Annotated in this window: 18 protein-coding genes and 1 pseudogene; 7 read left to right on the forward strand and 12 right to left on the reverse strand. The window is 68.1% G+C overall.

All coding sequences use genetic code 11. The annotated features are described in order from the left end of the window. Nucleotides 1-230: 230 nt before the first annotated feature. Nucleotides 231-1,493, reverse strand: a complete 1,263-nt coding sequence (locus ACWEPX_RS27850) for an amidohydrolase family protein (protein WP_451900213.1) — start codon at nt 1,491-1,493, stop codon at nt 231-233. A gap of 547 nt (nt 1,494-2,040) precedes the next feature. Continuing rightward, nucleotides 2,041-2,994 carry a LysR family transcriptional regulator gene (locus ACWEPX_RS27855; RefSeq protein ID WP_189213637.1) on the reverse strand — a complete coding sequence of 318 codons (954 nt, stop codon included), beginning with the start codon at nt 2,992-2,994 and terminating at the stop codon, nt 2,041-2,043. 330 nt (nt 2,995-3,324) lie between these two features. Here ACWEPX_RS27855 and ACWEPX_RS27860 point away from each other — a divergent pair, with 330 nt between their 5' ends. Both ACWEPX_RS27860 and ACWEPX_RS27865 read left to right on the forward strand, forming a co-directional pair. After that, nucleotides 3,325-5,841: a collagenase gene (locus ACWEPX_RS27860; RefSeq protein WP_451900214.1), complete on the forward strand. Its 2,517-nt coding sequence runs from the start codon at nt 3,325-3,327 to the stop codon at nt 5,839-5,841. Between the two features lie 199 nt (nt 5,842-6,040). Beyond that, entirely contained in the window at nt 6,041-7,123 is a 1,083-nt protein-coding gene (locus ACWEPX_RS27865; RefSeq protein WP_451900215.1) for a S1 family peptidase, read from the forward strand. A gap of 177 nt (nt 7,124-7,300) precedes the next feature. Here the strand turns inward: ACWEPX_RS27865 and ACWEPX_RS27870 are convergent, their stop codons facing one another. Then, nucleotides 7,301-8,719, reverse strand: coding sequence for an aminopeptidase P family protein (locus ACWEPX_RS27870; RefSeq protein WP_451900216.1), 1,419 nt, complete (start codon nt 8,717-8,719; stop codon nt 7,301-7,303). Between the two features lie 166 nt (nt 8,720-8,885). On the opposite strand from ACWEPX_RS27870, the gene ACWEPX_RS27875 reads away from it, so the two are divergent. Both ACWEPX_RS27875 and ACWEPX_RS27880 read left to right on the forward strand, forming a co-directional pair. After that, entirely contained in the window at nt 8,886-9,827 is a 942-nt protein-coding gene (locus tag ACWEPX_RS27875) for a LysR substrate-binding domain-containing protein (protein ID WP_451900217.1), read from the forward strand. A gap of 144 nt (nt 9,828-9,971) precedes the next feature. Then, nucleotides 9,972-10,925 (forward strand): LysR family transcriptional regulator, encoded by a 954-nt coding sequence (locus ACWEPX_RS27880; RefSeq protein ID WP_451900218.1) that lies wholly within the window; start codon nt 9,972-9,974, stop codon nt 10,923-10,925. A 55-nt stretch (nt 10,926-10,980) separates the two neighbouring features. Here the strand turns inward: ACWEPX_RS27880 and ACWEPX_RS27885 are convergent. From ACWEPX_RS27885 to ACWEPX_RS27910, 6 genes and pseudogenes are all read right to left on the reverse strand, one after another. Further along, nucleotides 10,981-11,589, reverse strand: a pseudogene (locus ACWEPX_RS27885) (response regulator transcription factor); the annotation flags it as partial. A gap of 33 nt (nt 11,590-11,622) precedes the next feature. After that, entirely contained in the window at nt 11,623-12,600 is a 978-nt protein-coding gene (locus ACWEPX_RS27890; RefSeq protein ID WP_451900219.1) for an ABC transporter ATP-binding protein, read from the reverse strand. Beyond that, on the reverse strand, nt 12,597-13,568 hold the full coding sequence (locus tag ACWEPX_RS27895; protein WP_451900220.1) for an ABC transporter ATP-binding protein: 972 nt from the start codon (nt 13,566-13,568) through the stop codon (nt 12,597-12,599). Before ACWEPX_RS27895 ends, ACWEPX_RS27890 begins: the two co-directional genes overlap by 4 nt. Next, the gene (locus ACWEPX_RS27900) at nt 13,565-14,554 is read right to left on the reverse strand and encodes an ABC transporter permease (RefSeq protein WP_451900221.1); all 990 of its coding nucleotides are present in this window, start codon (nt 14,552-14,554) and stop codon (nt 13,565-13,567) included. Before ACWEPX_RS27900 ends, ACWEPX_RS27895 begins: the two co-directional genes overlap by 4 nt. Then, the gene (locus ACWEPX_RS27905) at nt 14,554-15,486 is read right to left on the reverse strand and encodes an ABC transporter permease (RefSeq protein ID WP_451900222.1); all 933 of its coding nucleotides are present in this window, start codon (nt 15,484-15,486) and stop codon (nt 14,554-14,556) included. Before ACWEPX_RS27905 ends, ACWEPX_RS27900 begins: the two co-directional genes overlap by 1 nt. Next, nucleotides 15,483-17,153 carry an ABC transporter substrate-binding protein gene (locus ACWEPX_RS27910; RefSeq protein WP_451900223.1) on the reverse strand — a complete coding sequence of 557 codons (1,671 nt, stop codon included), beginning with the start codon at nt 17,151-17,153 and terminating at the stop codon, nt 15,483-15,485. Before ACWEPX_RS27910 ends, ACWEPX_RS27905 begins: the two co-directional genes overlap by 4 nt. 325 nt (nt 17,154-17,478) lie before the next feature. Here ACWEPX_RS27910 and ACWEPX_RS27915 point away from each other — a divergent pair, with 325 nt between their 5' ends. Further along, complete coding sequence (locus ACWEPX_RS27915) at nt 17,479-19,974, forward strand: collagenase (RefSeq protein WP_451900224.1); 2,496 nt, start codon at nt 17,479-17,481, stop codon at nt 19,972-19,974. A gap of 269 nt (nt 19,975-20,243) precedes the next feature. Here the strand turns inward: ACWEPX_RS27915 and ACWEPX_RS27920 are convergent, their stop codons facing one another. Beyond that, nucleotides 20,244-20,678, reverse strand: coding sequence for a hypothetical protein (locus ACWEPX_RS27920; protein WP_451900225.1), 435 nt, complete (start codon nt 20,676-20,678; stop codon nt 20,244-20,246). A gap of 630 nt (nt 20,679-21,308) precedes the next feature. On the opposite strand from ACWEPX_RS27920, the gene ACWEPX_RS27925 reads away from it, so the two are divergent. Both ACWEPX_RS27925 and ACWEPX_RS27930 read left to right on the forward strand, forming a co-directional pair. Beyond that, nucleotides 21,309-21,932: an arsenic resistance protein gene (locus tag ACWEPX_RS27925; RefSeq protein WP_451900226.1), complete on the forward strand. Its 624-nt coding sequence runs from the start codon at nt 21,309-21,311 to the stop codon at nt 21,930-21,932. Continuing rightward, nucleotides 21,932-22,288 (forward strand): hypothetical protein, encoded by a 357-nt coding sequence (locus ACWEPX_RS27930; RefSeq protein ID WP_451900227.1) that lies wholly within the window; start codon nt 21,932-21,934, stop codon nt 22,286-22,288. Before ACWEPX_RS27925 ends, ACWEPX_RS27930 begins: the two co-directional genes overlap by 1 nt. 48 nt (nt 22,289-22,336) lie before the next feature. Here the strand turns inward: ACWEPX_RS27930 and ACWEPX_RS27935 are convergent, their stop codons facing one another. Further along, the gene (locus tag ACWEPX_RS27935) at nt 22,337-23,002 is read right to left on the reverse strand and encodes an ABC transporter ATP-binding protein (protein ID WP_451900228.1); all 666 of its coding nucleotides are present in this window, start codon (nt 23,000-23,002) and stop codon (nt 22,337-22,339) included. 114 nt (nt 23,003-23,116) lie between these two features. Further along, the gene (locus ACWEPX_RS27940; protein ID WP_451900229.1) at nt 23,117-23,713 is read right to left on the reverse strand and encodes a class I SAM-dependent methyltransferase; all 597 of its coding nucleotides are present in this window, start codon (nt 23,711-23,713) and stop codon (nt 23,117-23,119) included. Nucleotides 23,714-23,742: the final 29 nt, after the last annotated feature.

Here is a 23,742-nt window from a genome sequence, read left to right on the forward strand (position 1 = left end):
GAGAATGGTCATGTGGTGGTGACGGCAGGCAGAAGTGGTCAAGTTCGCGTGGCAAATCACAGCGGCGTCCTTTCCGCATAGAGGTGACCACGAGGATGTCGTCGCGTGCGGTTCCGCGCGTGTCCTTTCCGCTTTGAAGTGAACACCTTGGCGGCTTCCTTCTGCCGCTTCCGTGGTAGTTGACCACTGCTGGTGGTGCTTCTTTGGCGGCGTAGTTGATTGTTGGCCCTTCAGCTGGTCGGATCGAAGTCGATCCTGCGTCCGCGGACGGCGGCCACGGCCCTGGCGACCTGCGCGTCGAAAGCGTCGAGCTGTTCGGCTTCGGCAGGGCTCGCGACGAAGGCCTTTCGGTCGCAGGCTGTGCCCGCGCGCCAGATTCGCTCGATGCTGCGGGTTGTGGTGATGTCCGTCAGCGGGTCACCGGACACCAGGACCAGGTCCGCGCGTTGCCCGGCGGCAACCCGTCCTCGGTCGGCGAGGCCGAACACGCGTGCCGGTTGGGTTGTGGCAGCGGCCAGGGCCTGGGCCGGGCTGATGCCGCACCGGACAAGGAGCTCCAGCTCCCGGTGCAGGCTTGCCCCGAACACGGTGCCCGGGTTCGGGGCGTCGGTGCCCGCCAGCAGTGTGACCCCCGCATCAGCCAGCCTCCGCACGTTGTCCTCGGCACGCGAGTAGGGCGGCATGTCCCGGCCACGCGGTCCCGAGACACCCGAGGTCAACCGGCGCGCCCAGGCGTCCCCCAGCGCCTCAGCCAGCCGCGGATCCCCTGCCACTGCCGCGCCACCCGCTTCACCGAGGGTGTTCTCGATGGTGGCCAGCGTCGGACAGATCACGATTCCGGCCTCGGCGATGCGGTCGACCAGGGCCTTGTGCAGCTCGGCAGCCGCGGGGACGTGGGCCAGCACGTCGACACCGGCGGACACGACCTGCTTCACCCCGGCTGTCGAGCTCACGTGAGCGACGACGACCAGGCCACGGGCGTGCGCGGCAGTGACCAGTGCCGTGATGGTGTCGAGATTCAGCGACGGCCACAGACCCCCGGTGCCGGAGAAGATCTTCAAGTAGTCCGAGCCCTCCGCGATCCGTTCCGCGACGAACCGCTCGGCCTGGTCAGCGGCGGTCAACGTCGGGAACGGGGCATAAATGATCGATGGGTGCCCGCCGGGTGCGGTGGCGCCGACGCCCGAGGAACGCACATCGGCCACGTCCGGACGGGAGCTGGCCTGCTCCTTGGCCTTGGCCACCACGTCGGGCTTGCTGAACATGTCCAGAACGGTGGTCACGCCGAAGGTCAACGATTGCGCGAGAGCGCCGGGAACGAGGTGCACGTGCGCGTCGATCAGACCAGGAAGCACAGTCCCGCCCGCCGCGTCGATCACTTCGTCGCCTTCATGGGCGGCCGAGGCCGCCGAGCACTCGGTGATCAGCCCGTCGACGAACCTGACCGAAGTCCAGTCCCGGGACATAGTCCCGTCGAACACCTTCGCGTTCACAATAGTTGTTGCTGCGGCCACAACATCCTCCCGATCTACGAGTCCTGCACCACCGGCACAGTAGGGGAGCACCCGATGTCGTCCGGCGTACTCGCCGTCCTCTTTCTCCTCTTCAACGAGGGCCACCTGACCGCTGGCCGTACACCGTCCCCTGACACGACCTGACAACGGAGGGGATCCGACTCATCGCCTGATCCACGCCTTTACACCGGGCGATATGAGGTGGCCGGACTGCTGGCGCTGGTGCTCCTCACCGACGCCCGCCCCCGCCGCACATCAAGGTGGCTCCCGCCGGGCAGCATTCGCCCTGCACCTAGTAACGAACCCCGTCTCGAGGCGAATTTCTATGCGGATGTCCACACCTGACTTTTCGAGCCGCTGCACGGCCACAAACCACCCGCGACAGCGCCCGCCTTGGCAACCTAGCCGGTTTCCTGATGGCGGTTAGAACCGGGCGCGATTCTCGCTTCACGGTCTTTAGTTGCTATCGGCCGGATGACCTTGGGCGCACATCGTCGTAGGACGGGGTTCCCCGGACGCTGATCGGTCAGCAGGTCGGGGGATGTACTTCCCGATGGCGGTTCCACCACGGCTGGAACACCGGACTGGCCTTGGCGTGCACGGCGTAGGCGGCGGCTGCCTCTGTGTACACGGTGGCGGCTTGTTCCCAGGTGAGCCGTTGGCGCCGCCAGGCCATGACCAGCCGCATTCGCAGTGGTTCACCGACTAACGGCCGGATTACCAGGCCAGGCGCGCCCTTGGAGGTTGGTTCCACCAGCTGTACGGCGGTTCCGGACGTGATCAGCCCCCGGCCCGCTCCGCTGGGAACCTCGAATCGGATCTGCGGCGTGAAACCCGCTTCCCTTGCTGCGGCGCGCAGCGCGGCCAGCGATCCGTCCTCCGCGCCTGGCGGCCTGATCCAGGACTCGTGCGCTAGGTCGGCGAGGTTGACCGCGGGTTGGTCGGCGAGCGGATGGCTCGCCGATAATGCCACGAACACCGGCACCCACGGCAGCAGGATTCGCTGCGCGAGGTCGCGCTCCAACGGGATGTGCTGCTCCTCCGCCACTGCGAGCACGGCAGCATCGAGGTTGCCGCGGCCGAGCTGATGAGCCAGCACCGTGCTCGACGGTTCGACCGTCAACGACACCTTCGCGTCGGGGAAGGCATCGTCGAGCCGTTGGAACAAGGTGGCGACGCACTCCATGTGCACCGACCCGAACCGGATCGGTCCAGTGTTGTCACGCGTCAGGTCTGCGCCGATCGTCTCCAGATCAGTGAGCAGCAGCTGTGCACGTTGCACCAACTGCGCGCCCAACTCCGTGGGTGTCACACCAGCGCGGCTGCGCTCGAACAGTTGCCCATTGACCAAGCGTTCCATGCGCTGCAACAGCCCGGTGAGCGACGGCTGTGAGATGCCGAGCCGTGACGCGGCTTGGGACAGGCTGCCGGCTTCAGCGATCGCGCACATCGCACGCAGATGTCGGATCTCCAAGTCCATAGGACGAGCCTATCCCCGGCAATGAATAGTGGGAAGTGATTCCCCGCCGCTAGCGGGTGACATCGCGAAGCTACTTTCCGGTAGCCTAGGAGCGGCCGGGCGCACGGACTGGCCTGTCCGCTGCTCTTGCGATCAGCAGCCTCTGGAAGGCCGTCTTCGCCGGTCAGGCACGTTTATAGGCCCGTCCTATCTGGGGCTGAGATAGCTGGGTGGCGCATCGGCGTGTGACGCTGTGCTCACGGTCAGGTTCCCTGCCACCCTGCCGAAGCGACGTCCGGCGTCGCTCCACTGGAAAGAGAAGTCATGAACCTTCAAGGGTTTCGACGACGCATGCCCGCAATCCTGCTCGCAGTCGCCGTGGCACTTGGCGCGACAAGCGTGCTCCCAGCGCGAGCGGATGTCGCGTCGCCAACCAAACGTGCTGTACCGACAGGAACAGATACTTCCTTCCCGCACATCACGCGATCGGCCTTCCGGGCCGACCAGAGGCCGCCGCGTTCGGCGTCCTCCCACGAATTGCGCCGCACCTACGACAGCCCTCAGCAGGAATCGGCGGAGCCGCGTCCGTCGATGAACGGCGCGAAAACGGCCGCCACGTGCAACGTCTCTGACTTCACCAGTCGCACCGGATGGGCGTTGGTGGACCAGATCCGAGCATCGACCACTGAGTGTGTGAACACGCTGTTCAGCCTCACCGGTTCCGACGCGTACCACGCGTTCCGCGAGACCCAGATGACCAGCGTCGCCTACGGTCTTCGGGACAACGGCACCTCGTATCCGGGCAACAACTCGACCGGAACCACTCAACTGGCGCTTTACCTGCGCGCTGGCTACTACGTCCAGTGGTACAACCCCACCGACGTGGGACAGTACGGACCGACGCTTCGCGCGGCGATCCAGTCCGGACTGGACGCGTTCTTCAACAACCCGAACGCGTTCGCCGTCAGCGACGCCAACGGTGAAACCCTGTCCGAAGCCGTCACGCTCATCGACAGCTCGGAGCAGAACGCCCGCTATCTGTACGTCGTCAAGCGCCTGTTGACCAGCTACAACTCCACCTACGACAGCTCATGGTGGATGCTCAACGCGGTCAACAACGTCTACACGGTCCTGTTCCGCGGCCACCAGGTGCCAGAGTTCGTCTCCACCGTCCGGGCTGACCCGAGCATCACGGACACGCTGTACAACTTCGCTTCCCGCCACCTAAACCTGCTTTCGGGGGAACGGAGCTATCTGACGTCCAACGCTGGGCGGGAACTGGGCCGCTTCCTGCAACACACCTCCCTGCACTCGAAGGTGCGGCCCTACGCCAAGGGCCTGCTGGACATGTCGTCGATCCGCGGTTCCACGGCGGCGTTGTGGGTTGGCGTGGCGGAGATGACCGACACCTACGATAAGGCCAACTGTACCTATTACGGCACATGCGATCTCCAGAGGCGTCTGGCTGCCGAAGTGCTACCGATCAACCACTCGTGCAGCACCTCGTTACGTATCCGCGCGCAGCAGATGACCTCGACCGAGCTGTCGCAAACCTGCACGTCTCTGCTCGAGCAGGATGCCTACTTCCACCGCGTGGCCAACGACCCCGGTCCCGTCTCCGGTGACCGCAACACGAGCCTGGAAGTGGTCGTCTACGACTCTAGCACCGACTACCAGACCTATGCGGGAGTCATGTGGGGGATCGACACCAACAACGGTGGAATGTACCTGGAGGGTGATCCGTCGGCCTCCGGGAACCAGGCTCGGTTCATCGCCTACGAGGCCGAGTGGCTGCGGCCGACGTTCGCCATCTGGAACCTCAACCACGAGTACACCCATTACCTCGACGGCCGGTTCAACATGCACGGCGACTTCACGTCGAACGTGTCCACTCCGACCATCTGGTGGATCGAGGGCTTCGCCGAGTACATCTCCTACTCCTACCGCAACGTCACCTACGACGCGGCGATCACCGAGGCGGGCAAGCGCACCTACGCGCTCAGCACCTTGTTCGACACCACCTACAGCCACGACACCACTCGAATCTACCGGTGGGGCTACCTCGCGGTGCGCTACATGCTCCAGTCGCACCGCGCCGACATGGACGCTGTGCTGGGCTACTACCGCTCGGGAAACTGGAGCGCCGCGCGCACTTTCCTCAAGAACACCATCGGCAACAGGTATGACGCCGACTGGTACAACTGGCTGTCCGCCTGCGCTGCGGGCAGCTGCGGTGGCGGTGGAGGCGGCAACCAAGCGCCCACAGCGGACTTCGCCACGTCGGTCAACGGACTCACCGTCACGTTCACCGACCGATCCCGCGACCCCGACGGCACTATCGCCGCACGACGCTGGGACTTCGGCGACGGCACCATTTCCACAGCCACCAACCCGACCAAGTCGTTCGCCACGGCGGGCACCTACCAGGTGACCCTGGCAGTGACCGACAATCAGGGGGCCACGGCCACAGCTACCCGGTCAATCACGGTCGGCAACAGCACCCTGCCCGAATGCACCATGACCGACACCCGCGCACTGGGCAAAGACTGCTCGCGCAGCAACCGCGGCACCTCGGCTGGTCAGTACGACTACCTCTACCTCTACGTCCCCGCTGGCGCGACCGATCTGCGCATCACCAGCACCGGAGGAACCGGCGACTGCGACCTCTATTACAACCCGACCGGCTGGGCGACCACCTCCGCCCACACCCAACGGTCCACCGGAACCGGCAACACCGAAACCGTGACCATCGCTACCCCGCCCAGTGGCCACAACTACGTGAGCCTGCACGGCAAGACAGCCGGCTGCACCGGGGTCACCGTCGCCGCCACCTTCGTAGCCGGGCAACGTGGCACGCCCGCCATCTGAGCACAACTCAGGTCCGTCAGGTATCCAGCACCCACGGGAAGGTCAGATGAGAAGCAGACGACTAACGGCGCTCACCCTAGCCGCGGGAGTACTGACCACGGCACTCGTCGGCACGCCCGCCATGGCCGCGCCGGATCCGCGCCCCGAAGCGGCACGAGCGGTCGACACCGCAGCGGCCCAACTCGCCCGCGACCACGGCGTGAGCACCGCCGAGGCCGCGCGGCGCATCGAGCGCCAGGACGCCCAGCTCGCGATGGCCGACGAGATGAAGACCCGGCTCGGTCAACGGTTCGGCGGCGCGTGGATCGACCACGACCGGGGCGGGCGGCTCACCGTCGCGGTCGCCGAACCCGAGAAGGCAACAGCGGGCGCCCTCACGCGGACTGTCACCGACGCGGCCGCCAGCAAGGGGCTCACCGACACGCACACGGTGTTCGTCAAGCGCACCGAAGCGGACCTCGACCGCATCTCGGCCAAACTCGCGGAGCGCATCGCGGGCGCGAACAGCGGCGCCGAGCACGGGCTCCAGTCCGCGATCGACGTGACCCGCAACCTGGTGCGCCTTGACCTGCCGAAGGACAAGGCGCTGACCAAAGCCCAGCAGGAAGTCGTCAACTGGGCCAGGAACACCTACGGCGACGCGATCGAGGTCGCCCACTACGACAATCCGTCGGTCCCGCGCTACTGCGGCGATCAGTACTCCTGCGACCCGCCGCTGCGCTCCGGGCTGGCCACCTACATGGGCGGAGGCCGGTGCACCACGGCGTTCATGACCTACGCGGGAAGCTATTACTACATGCTCACGGCCGGTCACTGCGCCGAGATGGGGTCGTACTTCTCCGTCCCCACCTACACCTATGGCACCCAGACCGTGGGTGTGAGCGCGGGCTACGACTTCGGGTACTACGGTGACTCGGCGGTCGTCCGCGTCAGCGACGCCTCCTGGTGGCAGCCGCGCGGATGGGTGTACCCGCAGACGGCGATCCGCTCTTACGGTTACGATTACGTCGGGCAGTACGTCTGCAAGCAGGGTTCCACCACCGGTTACACCTGCGGACAGGTCACCGAGACCAACGCGACGGTCTACTACCCCGGCCGCACGCTCACGGGCATGACCTGGAGCACCGCGTGTGTCGCCGCAGGCGACAGCGGCAGCGGCGTCTACTACGGCTCCCGCGCGTACGGCATCCTCAGCGGTGGGCCCAACAGCGGATGCGGCATGATCCACGAGCCCATCACCCGCGCGCTCAGCCGTTGGGGGGTGACGCTCCTGGCAGGCTGACCACCTGAGTCGGTGGCCGTCGCACCCGGACGCGACGGCCACCGACGCATGCGCGCGGCTTCCTAAGTCGCCCAGGCCGAACTCAGGTCCGGTGACCAACCCGCTGTCCACGTCCCGGATCAGCGACCCTCTCGACGTGGCGGGATCGACAGCCTGGGCAGCCGCCATCGCGCGGTGCTATGTGATTCGCCGACGCGCAGCGACCCAGTCCGCGATGCCGTCCGGATCGATCGGCAGCGCCGCGGACAGGATCTCGGCGGCGGTGTCGGTCACCACCAGGTCGTCTTCGATCCGGACGCCGATGCCACGCAGCTCGGGCGGGACGGTGAGGTCATCAGGGTGGAAGTAGAGCCCAGGCTCCACAGTGAGCACCATCCCGGGTGCCAGTTCGGCGTCGTGGTAGGCCGCGGGTCGCGCGTCCGCGCAGTCGTGCACGTCCAGTCCGAGGTGGTGGCCGGTGCCGCAGACGATGTAGCGACGGTGGTGCTGTCCGTTGCTCGCAAGTGCCTCGTCCACCGACACCGGAAGCAGTCCCCAGTCGCTGAGCCCTTGCGCGAGCACGGCCATCGCGGTGTGGTGGAAGTCGCTGAACACCCTGCCGGGGCGGACTTCGGCCAGCGCGGCGACGTGGGCGGCGTGCACCAGGGCGTACACCTGGCGCTCGGCGGGGGAGAACGACCCGGAGACCGGCATGGTGCGCGTGACGTCCGCGGTGTAGAGGGTGTCGGCCTCGACCCCGGCGTCGATGAGAATCAGGGCGTCCTCGGCCACCGGACTGTCGCACCTGGTCCAGTGCAGAATCGGCGAGTTGGCGCCGGACGCGACGATCGAGGCATAGCCGGGGCCGTTCCCGAGAGTGCGCGCCCGCCGGTCGAAGGTGCCTTGCAGCCAGCGTTCTCCCCCGGCGAGGACGGCCTTGCCGAACTCGGCCGCGACATCGGCGAATCCCACGATCGTCGCGTCCACCGCTGCCCGTAGCTGCGCGATCTCCCAATCGTCCTTGATCCGCCGCAGCTCCGCGAGCGTGAGGCGCAGTTCCGGGCTGTGCCCACCGACCAGCGCGCTGAGGCGGGGATCGTCCGCGGGCGCCGCGAGGATGCCGGGGTGCCTGCCGCGAAGCGTCCGGGAAAGGTCGTCCACGGGGCGGCACGGAATGCCGAGGGCACGCGCCCAGTCACCGGGTTCGGCCTCCCTGCCGACCCAGAATCGGCTCCGGTCGGCGTCGGCGAAGAAGTCCGCGTCATCGACGGGCGCCGGGGCGGGGAGGAACAGGGTCGCCTCGTGCCCGCCGGCGACCGGCGTCATGACGAGGACCGCGCCGGGAACCTGGCAGCCGGTGAGCCAGACGAAGTCGGAGTTGGCCCGGAAGCCGTGGAACGTGTCGTTGGACCGGACCGATGGCAGCCCTGATGCCACCGCGATGCGCTGCCTCGGCAGCGCGGCGGACAGCCGGTCGCGGTGCGCCGCTGCGGCCGCGGCCGTCTCCGGGGCACACGGAGCGGGTGTCTCCCAGCGGTCCCAGTCGGTCTGGATGGCCGCTCGGAACCCTGCGGCGTCAACCAGTTGGGCCATGTCTCGGCGGGTCCGCCTGCTCATGCTCATGCACCTTCCATCGGCTGTCGGTGTCACCCAGTCTCACCGTCGGAGAGGCGAAGCAGTAATGCGGAGTGGCATAACGATCACTGATAGCGGACCGGTCATAGCGCGCTCCTATCCGCCAATTCTATGAATCGGTCGGATCGACAGAATCTACACTGCACGAATGGACCTGGACCTCCGCCACCTACGCACTGTCGCGGTGATAGCCGAGACCGGCAACCTGACGAAAGCGGCGGCGGTGCTGGGGCTGACCCAGCCCGCGCTCTCGAGTCGGCTCAAGCGGCTGGAGGGCTGGATCGGCGCGCCGCTGTTCATTCGGAGGCAGACCGGCATGGAGCTGACCGCGGTCGGCAGGTTCACGCTGCTGCGGACCCGTGCGATCCTCGCGTCGGTCGCGGAACTGCGGCGAGGGGCGCTCCAGTTCACCCACAATGTCGATCCGATGATCACCATCGGCGGTTCGGCCGACTCGGTCCTGCTGGGGCTGGCAGACCGCCTGGCGACTCATCTGCCGCTCATGGAGGCCCACATCCTCATGGAGTACTCGCCGGTGCTGCTGCGCGATCTCGTGTTGGCGGGCCGACTCGATGCGGCCACCACAGTGGAATACCCCGGTTTCCCCACCCTCGCCCACGAATCGCTGCACTCCGAGGTCATCGCCGAGGAGCCGGTGTTCATCGCGATCTCGGCCGCCGATCCGCTGGCCGAGCGCGGCGCGATCGATCTGGCCGACCTGGCCCGCCATCGGTGGGCGATCTCGCCACCAGACGGGGCCGGGTGGCCGGACTGCTTCCGCGTCGCCTGCGCCGAGCACGGCTTCGATCCGGACGTGCGGTACACCACGCCGAACGCGGGCTCCATCCACGCGCTTGTCACGGCGGGGCGGGTCGTGTCGCCGGTCCAGCCCTCCTACCCGGCCGACCACCTCGTCGCCGTCCGGCCACTGACCGGGAACCCGGTCGTCCAGCGGCATGTCCTGCTGTGTCCCCGCGACGGAGTGCTCACCTGTCAGCTCGGTCTCCTGACGGAGCTCGCCACCGAGTCGTACTGGTCGTACGTGCGTGACCACACCGATCATTTCGCGCTTCTCCGGTGCGGTGGGTGACCGCCGGGAAGGCGGGCGCCCGGGCCCTGAGGCGCGGCCGAACCAGAGCCGGAGGCCACAGCCGGTTCCGGGAACCGGAGCGCGGGCGTACCTGAGCACCATGAACCCGGAAACGGACAATCCCCGAAAGGCGGTGTTCGTGCCATGGCTGCCACCAGACTGGAGTTGCGCCACCTGCGCACGCTGTGCGTGATCGCCGACGCGGGCAGTCTCGGCCAGGCGGCGCTGGCTCTGGACCTGTCCCAGCCCGCGGTCAGCAAGCAGCTGAGCAGGTTGGAAGCGCTCATCGGAGGAAAACTGTTCACCCGGAGCAATCATGGCGTCCGCCTGACCCCCCTCGGTCAGGACGTGGTGGACGAGGCAAGGGACATCATCGCTCGCGTCGATGTGCTCGGCGTCGGACCGTCGAAGGCTTCGGTGGCGGTCACTACGCTGCGGATCGCGGCGACGCACACCCCGGTGCTTCCCGGTCTGGTCGCCAGGATCAAGGCCGCCTACCCGGATATCGGCATCACGGTGCGCAGCGAGTACGCGATCGACGCGCTGGTGACGTTGCTGGAAACGCGCGAGGTTGACGCTGCCCTGGTGCTTGACTACCCCGGTCGGGAACTGCGCGAGTCCGCCACCATCGCTCGGCGCGTCTTCGCGAACGAATCGTCGTTCGTGGCCCTGCCGACCGGACATCCGCTGTCGCGTCGGGTCGAACTCGCTCTCGACGAGTTGTCGGGGGAGGCGTGGTTCGTCACCCCCAGCGACGGAGCGGGCTGGCCGGAGGTGTTCTACCAGGCCTGTGCCCAGGCGGGCTTCACGCCCGCGAAGACCCACGAGTTCCTTGGTGACAAGGCGCTCCACGGCCTGATCGCTGAAGGTTTGGGCATCACCGCATGCCAACCCACCACCGCCGCCGTGCCCGGGGTCCTGGTCAAGCCCCTTCGCGGATCGCCGATCCGCTACCGCCAGCTCCTCGCATGGCATCGCCAAGGCCCCGCTCATCCGGTGTCGGCCGACCTGCACCGATTCGCTGCGGAGGCGTACCGGGAACTGGCCTCACGGGCGCCGCACCTGCAGGCGTGGCTTCGCCGCCGGGCGCTAGCCTGAGCCCCACTCCGCGCAGCGTGTGCAGGTAGCGGGGGTGGGTCGCGGTGTCGCCCAGCTTGCGCCGCAGCAGGTGAAGGTGGACGTCGATCGCGCGGTTGACGTCGTGCGTCGCTCCCGGCCACACCTCGCGGACCAGGTCGCGTCGGGTCACCACCTCGCCAGCCCGGTTGGCCAGACAGGCCAGCATGTCGAACTCGCGCCGGGAGAGCCTGAGCGGCTTGCCGCTCAACCACGCCTCCCGGCTCGCCAGCTCGATCCGCAGATCGCCGATGGTCAGCGTGCCGCTGCGGTCGCTGTGGCCGCGGCGGAGCGCCACCCGGGCGCGGGCCAGCAACTGCGCCGCCGAGAACGGTCGAGAGAGGAAGTCGTCGATGCCCGCGGTGAGGAGCCCGGCCGGGTCCACCGGTCGGGGAGACTCGATCAGGACCAGGGCGGCCGCCGTGCGTCGTCGGATGATCAGGACCGACTCGGTGATCTCCGGGATCGACCCGTCGACCAGCACCAGGTCGATGCGCTCGCGGCCGATCGCCGCGCATGCCTCGGCAAGCTGGTGTACGACCTCGACCTGGTACCCGGTGTCGGCGAGGGCTCTGGCGACGCCAGCGCCCGATCCCGGGGGCGTGAGCAGGAGAATCGACGCAACCATGGGAGAAGGGGACAGCATCCGACGTGCCGGGACAACCGGCTCCGCCGAATGTCATGGCCCCTCATAACCCGAGGGAATGGCCGGTTCGGGAAAGTGACACGCGACGACTCCCCGGCTGGTGCGGACCAGCTCGGGCCGCTCCACCCGACACCGGTCGGCGGCCTTCGGACACCGCGGTCGGAAGGCGCAGCCGGACGGCGGGTCGGCCGGGTTCGGCGGGTCGCCGGACAACACGATCCTGGTCCGCGTGCGTTCCACCAGCGGATCGGGCACCGGCACAGCCGACAGCAGGGCCTGCGTGTACGGATGAGCGGGCGCGGTGTAGAGCTGCTCGCGGTCGGCGACCTCGACCACCCGGCCGAGGTACATGACCGCGATCCGGGTGCAGACCTGCCGCACGACCGCGAGATCGTGTGCGATGAACACATAGGACAGACCGAGGTCGCGGCGAAGTTCCGCCAGCAGGTTGATGATCTGCGCCTGGATCGAGACGTCCAGCGCGGAGACCGGCTCGTCGGCGACGACCAGCCTCGGCTCGGTGATCAACGCGCGGGCTATCCCGATCCGCTGCGCCTGGCCGCCGGAGAACTGGTGGGGGTAGCGGTCGATGTGTTCGGCGGCCAGTCCGACCCGATCCAGCATCTGCCGCACGGCGGCGCGCTCATCGACCTCGGGCCGCAGGATGCGCAGCGGTGTCCCGATGATCTCACCGACCGTGTGCCTGGGGTTCAGCGACGAGAACGGGTCCTGGAAGATCATCTGGAGTTCGCTGCGCAGCGGGCGCATCCGACGCTGGCCGAGATGGGTGATGTCCTGCCCCGCGAACGTTATCCGACCCGCGCTCGGATCGAGCAGTCGGACGAGCATGCGGCCGGTGGTCGACTTCCCGCATCCGGATTCGCCCACCAATCCGAGTGTCTCGCCCGCGTGCACGGTGAGATCGACGCCGTCCACCGCCTGGATCACGCGGCGTCGTCCTGCGGGGAACGTCTTGGCCAGCCCGGCAACTTCAAGCAGGGGCGCGGTCATCTCGTCTCCTCCAACAGGTGGCAGGCGGCGCGATGCGCCGGACCGGGCTGGGGCAGGAGCGGCCTGATGACCGCGCACGGCAGCCGCTCCTGGCGCTCCGCGCAGCGGGGGTGGAAGCGGCAGCCGTCGGGCGGGCTCAGCAGCGATGGCGGGTTGCCGGGAATGGGGATGAGCGCGGCCTCGGCGTCACCGTCGAGACGGGGCAGGCAGTTCAGCAGGCCCCGGGTATAGGGGTGGCGCGGCTCGGCGAACACGGTCAACGCCGGTCCGTGCTCGACCGCGGCACCGGCGTACATGATCAGCACCTCGTCCGCGGCCCGTGCGACGACGCCGAGGTCGTGGGTGATCATGAGCACGGCCAGGCCGTGGTCCTGCTGGACGCGAGCGATCAGCTCCAGGATCTGCGCCTGCACGGTCACGTCCAGCGCCGTCGTGGGCTCGTCGGCGATGAGCAGCTCTGGCTCGCAGGCCAGCGCCATCGCGATCATCACCCGCTGGCGCATACCACCGGAGAACTGGTGCGGGTACTCGGCCAGCCGCCGCTTGGGGTCGGGAATGCCCACCTCGCCCAGCACCTCCGCGGCCCGCAGGCGGGCCGCCCTCCGTCCGGCGCCGAAATGCAGCCGGTAGGCCTCCGCGATCTGCTCGCCGACGGCATAGGCTGGGTGCAACGACGACAGCGGGTCCTGGAAGACCATCGCCATCCGCCGACCGCGCATCCGGCGGACCTGGTCAGCCGGGGCGCCCACGACCTGGACGCCGTCCACTTCGATCGAACCCTCCACCGCGGCGTCGCGGTGCAGTCCCATGATCGCCAGGCTGGACACCGATTTGCCGGAGCCGGACTCGCCGACGATGCTCAGGGTCCGTCCCCGGTCGAGGGTGAAGGACAGACCGTCGACGGCGCGCAGCGCGCCACGACCCGTGGTGAACGTGACCCGCAGATCCCTTACTTCCAGCAGGCTCATGAGACGCGCACCCTCGGGTCGACGACTGCGTAGAGGAGATCGACCAGCACCGTGAAGAGGGTGATGAAGAACGCGGCGAGCAGTGCCACGCCCATCACCACCGGCTGGTCCGACTTGTTGATGGCGTCGATGGTCAGCTGGCCGATACCGGGCAGCCCGAACACGCTCTCGGTGATGATCGCGCCGCCGAGCAGCGTGCCGAGGTCCATGCCGAACACCGTGACGATCGGCGTCAAGGCCGAACGCAGTCCGTGCTTGATCACGACGACCCGCTCGGGCAGTCCTTTGGCCCGTGCCGTCCTGATGTACGGCTCGGAGAGCGTCTCGATCATCGACGAGCGCGACAGCCGCGCGTACATCGCCGCGTAGAGCAAGGCCAGCACGATCCACGGCAGGATGAGGTTGCGCGCCCAGCCGAGCGGGTCGTCCCCGAAGTCCACGTAGGTCGGGAACGGTAGGAGCCCGGCGACCTGGACCACGAGGTAGAGGGCCATGAGGCCGGTGAAGAACACGGGCAGGGACGCGGCGGTCAGCGTCGCGGCCATGAGCGAGCGGTCGAGCCCGCTGCCCTTGCGCAGCGCCGAGCCGATGCCCACGGACAGGCCGATGACCAGCCACAGGACCGCGGCGCCCGCCGCGATGGACGCGGTCGTCGGCAGCCGGTCGACCATCAGGTCCCACACCGGGCGATCGGCCTGGTAGGAGAAGCCGAAGCAGGGGAAACCGCAGTGGACGGCCAAGTCTCCGGTGCCGATGGTGCGACCGCCCACGATACCGCCCAGGTAGTCGGCGAACTGCTGCCACACAGGCTTGTCCAACCCCATCTGCCGGTGCAGCTCGGCGATGCGTTCTGTGGTGCAGCTCTTGCCGCACGCCTGGAGCGCGGGGTCGCTGGGCAGCAGGTAGAAGATCGCGAAGGTCGCCGCGCAGACGGTCAGCAGCACGAGCACCAAGCCCGCGACGCGGCGCAGCGCGAAACCCGCCATCAGGCGCCCTCCTTGGGATCGACGGCGTCGCGAAGGGCGTCGCCGAGCAGGGTGAAGGCGAGCACGGTCAGGAACAGGCAGGTGCCCGGGATGAGGAAGAACATCGGGTCGATCTGGTACCAGGCCATGGCCTTCTGCAACATCTGTCCCCAGGAGGGGGTGGGGGGTTGGACACCGATTCCGAGGAAGGACAGGGCGGCCTCGGTGCCGATATTGACCGGGATCGACAGCGCCGCGTACACCAGGATGGGGGCGAGCAGGTTCGGCAGGATCTCCCGGACCAGGATGCGCATCCGGTGCTGGCCGCCCGCGCGCGCGGCCTCGACGAACTCGCGCCGCCGCAGCGACAGGGTCTGCCCCCGCACGATCCGACCGACATACGGCCAGCCGAAGAAGCTGATCACCAGGACCAGCAGCAGCGTGCGGTCGCCGCCCGGCAGCACGGACACCAGCGCGATCATGAAGATGAGCTGCGGGAACGACAGGACCAGGTCCATGGTCCGGCTGATGGCCGCGTCCACCCAGCCACCGAAGTAGCCCGCGGCCATCCCGAGCACGGTGCCGATGACGACGGACACGCCGGTGGCCAGCAACGAGATCACCAATGAGACGCGGGCGCCGTAGGTGACGCGGGCGAGGACGTCGCGTCCGTTCACCGGTTCGACGCCGAGCCAGTGGTCCGCGCTGATCCCGCCCAGCACACCGATCGGCGGCCCGCCGAGGGACTTGTCGATCAGGTCTTCGTTGAACTCGTTCGGGTCGTTCCCGGTGAGCATGCTGATCAGTGGCGCGAAGACGGCCAGCAGCACGAACAGCGCCACGATGGCCAGGCCGACCCGGGCGCCGCGGTCGGCCCACACGCGTGCGGCGAGCGCTCGGAAGGGCGCGGCGGGGGCCGTCGGTTCGGCGGCCCCCGCGATCGTCGTCGTCATGCCACCGAGACCGTGGCGTAGTCGATCTCGCCCTGCCAGATCGGATGCCCGAAGGCTCCGCTGACCCGCGATCCCCGCAGCAGCGGCATCTTGTCCCAGACGAGCGGGACCGCGGGCATGAGCGCGACGATCCGGGCGTCGAGTTCGCCCCACGCCCGCTGGGCCGCGGCCGGGTCCGTCATCCCGGCGATCGCGTCAATCTGGGCGTTCACCTCCGTGTTGTTGAGCTGGCTGATGATCGTGTTCCCCTTGGGCTGGATGTTGCGCCCGTCGAACTTCTGCGGGATGAACGACGCCCCGTTGGGCCAGTCGGCGCACCAGCCGTCGAACACCATGTGGTCCTGACTGGCGGGTGTTCCGGTCGTGGAGTAGAAGACCGACGCGTCGACCGCGTTGATCCGCACGGTGACGCCGATCCTCGCCAACGAGGACTGAACCGCCTCCGCCGTGGCTCGCCCCTGGTCGCTGGACGTGGTGGTGAGTGTGACCTCGAAGCCCTCGGGCATGCCCGCTTCGGAGAGCAGGCCCCTGGCCCGCTCGACGTCGCCCTCCGGCGGCGCGGTGAACGCCTCGTTGACCGTGCCGCCGGTCAGCGCGGGCGGCATGTAGGACGAGGCGAAGTCGGCGATCGCCTCGCCGCCCTTGGCGGTCCGGTAGGATTCGCGGCTCAGACCGTATGCGACCGCTTCGCGCGCCTTCTGGTTGTCGAAGGGCGCCTTGGCGGTGTTGAACGCGAGCATGCGGGTGCAGATGCTCGACTCAGCGATGAAGCGCGCCCGGACATCGGGGTCGCCGAGCACCCTGGGCATGCTGGCCGCGGAGATGTCCTGCCAGGCGACGGCGGTCTGGTCCGGGCCCTGGTCGGCGATGAGGCGCTGGTCGATGGTGGCGGCCGAGAGCCCTTGCCGGACCTCGATGCGGTCGGGGTTCGCCTTGCGGATCGGGTCGGTCGACTGGTCCCAGTGCGGATTGCGGACCAGGATCAGCTCCTTGCCCCGGTCGTACTTCTCGATCATGTAGGGGCCGGAGGAGAACACCGCGTTGTCATAGTGGACGCCGGTGTCCTTCGCCTTGAGCACCGGCGCGGAGGTCGGCAGCGCCAGGATGTAGTCGAGGTCCGCAGTGGACCGCTTGAGGTGGAACACGATCGTCTGGTCGTCCGGAGTCTCGATGGAGGGCAGTCCCGCCGGATCCTTGTACGGCCCCTCGTAGTCGTCCCCGCCGACGAGCATGTCCCGGAGGTAGCCGGGCCCCTCCTGGAGTTCGCCGTCGAAGATGCGCTCGATGCCGTACTTGACGTGCTCGCTGGTGACGGGCGTCCCGTCCTCGAACTTGACGCCGTCGCGCAGGCGGTAGGTCCACGTCTTGTTGCCGTCGGACGGTGCGCCGAGCGCGGTCGCGAGGTCAGGGAGCACCTGGGTGCCCTCGGCCCCGGGAGCCGCCGCGTACGCGGTCAGCGTGCGGTACAGAGTGCGTCCCCCGAACAGGATGTCGCGCATGGTCCAGTTCTGAGCGGGGTCGAGATGGGCGAAATCGGCGGTCGCCAGGACGGTCAGGGTTCCTCCGCGACCCCCGGTGCTCTCGGCGGCCTGCCGGGGTGCCCCGCCGCAGGCGGTCAGTGCCACGACCAAGGCCGCGCCCACGGCGATGAGGGGTCGTCTCTTCATGCTGTGCTCCGGGAGGGTGCGGTGACAAAGGCGATTCGCGGTCCCTGATCAGCGAGACGATGACCAGGGGACATGGCGGTGAACCGTAGCTAGCAGCGGTAACCCCGGCCAGCCTCGTTAAGGCTGCGTTGAGGAAGTCGACTTGCGATAAATCCACGGAATGGCCTGCCTCGGCAGCTGTGCCTGCAGGACAGATTTATGGACTTTCTTATCGTTTGGGCGCGGATTATCGCCGATACGCTAACCCCGATATCGGTTCCAGTTGGAACGAGGCCACCCACCCTGCTCCTTGAAGTCGAGGCGACTTCACGAAAGGTGTCCCGTAATGAGAATCCGAACATCCCGTCACATCGCGGTTGCGCTCCTGGCCGCGGCCATCGCGCTGGGCGTGGCGAGCCCCGCGACCGCCCAGGACGCGGTCACGCAGGCCGCGCCCGCGCAGACCACGCCCGGCGACCCGCCACCCGCGGGCCACCCCGATGTCGACTCCGAAGCCGAGCACGTCGCGCGCACCGAGCTGCCGGTCTCCCGCCGAGCGCCGATGCCGTCCACGGACGCCGAACTGCGCGCGGACTACGACGAGTCCGAAAGCCACACCGGCCAGGGCCGCGCAACATGCGGCATTGTCGGGCTGAGTGGCGCCGCGCTCGCCGACTCGGTCGCCGCCGCCGACCCGAGCTGCGTCAGCGGGCTGTTCGCGCTCACCGGACAGGACGCGCGGCGAACACTCAGCGAGGCGAACATGGCGGCGGTGGCCGAGCGGCTCCGTACCGTCGCGGCAGCCTATCCGGGCGACGACTCCACCGGAGCGGGCAGGCTGGTGACGTTCCTGCGCGCCGGCTACCACGTCGCCTGGCACGAGACAGCCATCGGCGGCTACGGCGACGGCCTGACGGACTCCGTCCGCTCCGCGCTGGACACGTTCTTCGCGGCCGAACGGGCCTTCGACATCAGCGAGGGCAACGGCCGCGTGCTCAGCGAGGCCGTCCTGCTCGCGGACGGCGCTGGTCTCGGCGCCCGCTACCTGCCTGTGGTCAAGCGTCTGCTGAACGGCTACAACTCCGCGTACGACCGTCACCCCGGGATGGTGGACGCGGTCAACTCCGTCTACACGTTGCTGTTCCGCGGTCACACCCATCCCGACTTCGTCGCGGCGGTGGACAAGGACCGCGGGGTGCTCACCGCTCTGCGCGGCTTCGCCGTGCGGCACAAGGGCCTGCTCTCCGGAAGCAAACGCTTCCTGCCCGCCAACGCGGGCCGGGAGCTCGCGCGCTTCCTCCAGCACGACTCCCTGCGTCCGGCGGTGCGCCCGATGGTCCTCCAGCTCCTGGCCCAGTCCAGCAGGCGCGGCGGCACGGCCGCGCTCTGGGTCGGCCTCGCCGAGATGACGGACAGCTACGACAAAGCGAACTGCGCCGCGTACGGCACCTGCGATCTACGGGCGACACTGTCGGCCGACGTGCTGCCGATCAACTACACCTGCGCCTCCACACTGCGTATCCGTGCCCAGGAGATGACCGCATCCCAGCTGAGCCAGACGTGTGCGAGCCTGCTCAACCAGGACGCCTACTTCCACAGTGTCGCCAGGGACCCCGGACCGGTCTCCGGTGACCGCAACACCAGCCTGGAAGTGGTCGTCTACAACTCCAGCACCGACTACCGCACCTACGCCGGTGCGCACTGGGGGATCGACACCAACAACGGCGGCATGTACCTGGAGGGTGACCCGTCGGCCTCCGGGAACCAGGCTCGGTTCATCGCCTACGAGGCCGAGTGGCTGCGGCCGACGTTCGCCATCTGGAACCTCAACCACGAGTACACCCATTACCTCGACGGCCGGTTCAACATGCACGGCGACTTCACGTCCAACATGCGCACGCCTACGGTCTGGTGGATCGAGGGCTTCGCCGAGTACATCTCCTACCACTACCGGGGAGTGACCTACTCATCCGCCATCACCGAGGCGGGCAGGCGCACCTACGCGTTGAGCACGCTGTTCGACACCACCTACAGCCACGACTCGACCCGGGTCTACCCCTGGGGCTACCTCGCGGTCCGCTACATGCTCCAGTCGCACCGTGGTGACCTGGACACCGTGCTGTCCTACTACCGCAGGGGCGACTGGAACGGCGCGCGGTCGTTCCTACTCAACACCATCGGAACCCGCTACAACAGCGACTGGTACTCGTGGCTGTCCCGGTGTGCCAGCGGACAGTGCGACGGAGGGTCCGGCGGCAACCAGCCCCCCACCGCCGACTTCACCACCACCATCGCCGGACGCACCGCTGCCTTCACCGACCGCTCTACCGACGCCGACGGCACCATCACCTCTCGCCGCTGGGACTTCGGTGACGGAACCACCTCCACCACCACCTCGCCCACCCGCACCTACACCGCCGACGGCATCTACACCGTCACCCTCACCGTCACCGACAACAACGGGGCGACCGCGACGACCAGCAGGTCCGTCACCATCGGCTCCAGCTCGCTACCGGAGTGCACCGGCTCGGACACCAGGGCGCTCGGCAAGGACTGCCAACGCTCCAACCGGTCGGCGAGCAACAGCTACTACGACCACATGTACCTGCTGCTGCCCGCAGGCACAACGCAGCTGCAGATCACCGCTTCCGGCGGGTCCGGGAACTGCGACCTCTACTACAACGCGGGCACCTGGGCGACCTCGGACAACGCGACCCACCGCTCGACCAGCCCGGCCAACCAGGAATCTGTGACGGTGGCGAACCCGCCGTCCGGCTACGTCTACATCAGCCTCAAGGGCTCGACCGCGTGCACCGGAGTGGCGGTGAGCACCAGCTTCTGATCACCCGATGGTCCGTCCTCCGGCTCAGGCCGGGGGACGGACCTCCCAGCACACCCGCAACCCGTCATGCACCTGGGCGATGTGGCAGCGCGCCGTCGAAGTCTTCACCCGAGCATGGTGATGTTCCAGTCCGCATTGCAATCGCCATCGGCGGGACATGGGCGTTCTTGCCACGGAGAGTTGGCCGTGCAGACCACCTCTGAACTGCCCGGCCCGGGTTGCGCGGCGTCACGTCACAACCCGGGCCGAGCAGGTTCAGCTACACGTCATCACTTCGCGGTGCGACAGGTGTTGGGTCCTGCGTCATCGACACACACCCGGAAGACCAGGAACTTGATCGGGTGCTTCCATTTGATGTAGGAATCGAAGGTGGCGTACTTCGCCTTGCATCCCAGCTTGTTGTACCGGGCCGGGAGCCAGGTAGGGGACGTGAGACTCGTCTCATCCCAGACGCCCGCCTGGATGTAGACCGGGTGGCCGTCACACTTGTTGTCCCTGACCGACATCCTGACCGGCTTGTAGTACTGGTTGTTGACCTTCGTGAACGTCGCGCTGCCGCAGGCTCCGGCGAAACACGCATCCACCCGGCCGGTCGCCCCCGCGAGCTCCGATCCCCCGCCCTCGGCGGCCGAAGCCGCACCGACGCCCATCCCCAACAATGCCAAAATAGTGGCAATGATGGTGATTATCCTGCCTCCACGCATTTCATCTCCCCTCGTCGAGGTGGTGCTCTAGCAACGCCATCCTGACACGAATTGCAACCCGATGTGCCGAACTTCGAAGACGTGCAACCCACTTTTTCCTCACCCATCAAGCAATCACCTCGATTCGTCCGACTAAGCCCAACGGTGGCATATGTGCCGTCCTATGACGCATTCGGCGCCGTGCGAATTTTTGAGCGTCGTGCCGGACTTGCCGCGATCCCGGTTCCAGGACAACAGGGCAGCGACCGGCGGCGCGGTCAGAGGTGCGGGAGCGCCTGGACAAGCAGGAATGGCGCGTCGACGCCGACGGAAGGGCCCAGGTAGGCGGCGTGGCCGGACCCGACCCAGATCGTGGCCCTGTCTCTCGGCAGCACGTTTCCGGAAACCCGGCGTCGTCCACGCGCGGCGATGGTTCACGCGTGCGGATGAGACGAACAGGACTCGGCCACACGTCGCTCGTGACGATGAGCTTGATCAACCTGTCAGGGGGCGGAAGCGGTGCTGGCGCGCAGGTCCGGGGAGTGAGCGGACGACCGTCACCGTCCTCACTGCGTTCTTCCGCGGCGGCGACAGGTTCGGGCCTGTGAGGATAAACCGGCAGGAAGGCGGCCAGGAACGGGAGCGGGCAGGGTGACGCTGGGTGTGGTCGAGAGGATGGAGCACCACCAGATCGCGATCTACCTCGCGGCGATGGCGGTCGGCGGCCTGCTCGGCTGGACGCTGCCTGCCGCCGGGCCGGGTCTCGCGCACGCCATCAACCCGGTGCTGGGCGCCTTGCTCTACGTGACCTTCCTCCAGGTTCCCGCGGCCGAGCTGCTGCGGTCGCTGCATGACGGGCGGTTCCTGTCCGCGACGCTGGCGGTGAACTTCCTGCTCGTCCCGGCCGTGGTCGTGGCGATTGTCGTGTTCCTGCCCGCCGACCAGGCCGTGCGCATCGGGGTCCTGCTGGTCTTGCTCACCCCGTGCGTGGACTACGTCATCGTCTTCTGCGGCCTCGCTGGCGGCAGCAGCCGGCGGCTGCTGGCCGCCACCCCGCTGCTGCTCATCGCCCAGATGCTGCGCTGCCGGTGTTGCTCTACCTGTTCGTGGGCACGGAGCTGGCCGACATCGTCGAGCCCGGGCCGTTCGTCGAGGCGTTCCTCGTGCTCATCGTGGGCCCGTTGGCGCTGGCCTGGGCCACCCAGGCATGGGCCGCCCGCGCACCCGCGGGTCGGGCTGTGTCCGCAGCGGCGTGCACCACAATGGTGCCGCTGATGGCCGCCACCCTGCTCCTCGTCGTCGCCTCCCAGGTCCCCAAGCTGGACGGCAACCTCGCCGCTGTCGCCGCCGCCGTCCCTTTCTACGTGGCGTTCCTGGTGATCATGGCCTTCCCCGGGTGGGCGGTGGCCCGCGCGTTCCGCCTCGACGTCCCGGCCGTCCGCGCGGTGGTGTTCACCGGAGCGACCCGCAACTCCCTGGTCGTGCTCCCGCTCGCGCTCGCCCTACCCGACCGATTGGCGTTGGCGGCGGCCGTGGTCGTCACCCAGACCCTGGTCGAGGTGATCGGCATGCTCGCCTACATCCGCGCCGTGCCGCGGCTGCTGCCGGACCGCACCGCCACCGCCTCCTGAGCGCGTCCGGCGCCGGTGGCGCTGCCCGGCAGCTGTCGGCGGATCGTGTCAGCCTCGGTCAGGTTCGCTGACCGCATCGTGTCCTGCCGAGATTCCGAGCGCGGGCAGGCCGTCTGAGGCTCTGGCTGCCTCGGTCGGGCGGAAGACGAGTTGGCGGCAGTCGCCGTCGTCGATGGGGCGGACGGTGACCCGGTAGATGGGTTCGACCACCTCGGGGGTCAGCACCTCCTTGGTCGGGTCCGAGGCGGCGACCAGGCCGCTGTCGAGGAGGACGAGGTGGTCGCAGTAGCGGGCGGCCAGGTTCAGGTCGTGCAGGACGACCACGGTGGTGATGCCGAGGTCGCGGACCAGGTACAGGATCTCGTGCTGGTAGTGGATGTCGAGGTGGTTGGGGGGTTCGTCGAGGAGCAGGTGGCCGGTCTGCTGGGTCAGGGCGCGGGCGATCAGGGTGCGTTGCTTCTCCCCGCCGGACAGGGTGGCGAAACCGCGGTCGGCGTGGTCGCGCATGCCGATCCGGTGCAAGGCGGTCGCGGCGATGCGGTGGTCGTCCGCGGTGTAGGACTGCAGGGACAACCGGTGGGGCGAACGTCCCAAGAGGACCATCTCGGCCACGGTGACCGGGAGTTCGGGCGGGGCCTCCTGGGCCACGACGGCGATCCGGCGGGGCAGTTCGCGGCCGCGGAGGTCGGACACGGGTGTCCCGTCGATCAGCACGAGGCGTTCTACAGCGGCGGTGTGGAGTTCGCCGCCGGGACGTTGCCGCGGGGCTCGGCGGGCGGGTCCAGCGTGGCGGTGGTAAAGCCGATGTCGGTGCCCGCGGACTGGCGATCACGTGCGCACCGCCACCAGGGATTTGGTCAGACCGAACGCCTTCTCGTGCCAGACGGTCGAGTCGGGGAACAGCAGCCGCATCTCGGTGAGTGAGATCAGGTCGGTGGTCAGCACGGCTGTGAGGGCTTGCTCTCCGCTCAGCTTGGCGTGGCTGAATGGCCAGTGCCGCACCACCGCCGCGCGCAGGTTGACGGGTAGGAACTGCAGGCCGGGGAACACCCAGTGTGGCTCGACCGGGAAGTAGCGGTAGGGAGTCTGCACCCAGTGGCGCTCGGCGAAGGCGTGTACGACATCGGCCAGCGCCTGGCGTGGGGTGTGCCCGCCGACGTGCTCGATGAGGCTGTTGGACACCACCAGGTCGAACCGCTCGCCCTTGATCCGATCGGGAGCGCAGGCGTCGTCGACCAGATGCCGCAGCCACGACTCCGGTGCGTCGGCGTCGACCAGAGTGACGGTGGTGACCTCGGCTGGCCGGGTGGGCGCGCTGCGCCAGAAGTCCGGAAGGCCGCCGAGGTCGAGCACTCGCATCGCGGCCAGGTCGGGAAAGCGCCGTTCCAACTCGTCCCAGCGGCGGGCCCGGGCTCTCGCGGACACTGGATCTCGGATTGGTCGGCTCGTTGAGC

The organism is Actinokineospora sp. NPDC004072 (assembly GCF_053604195.1).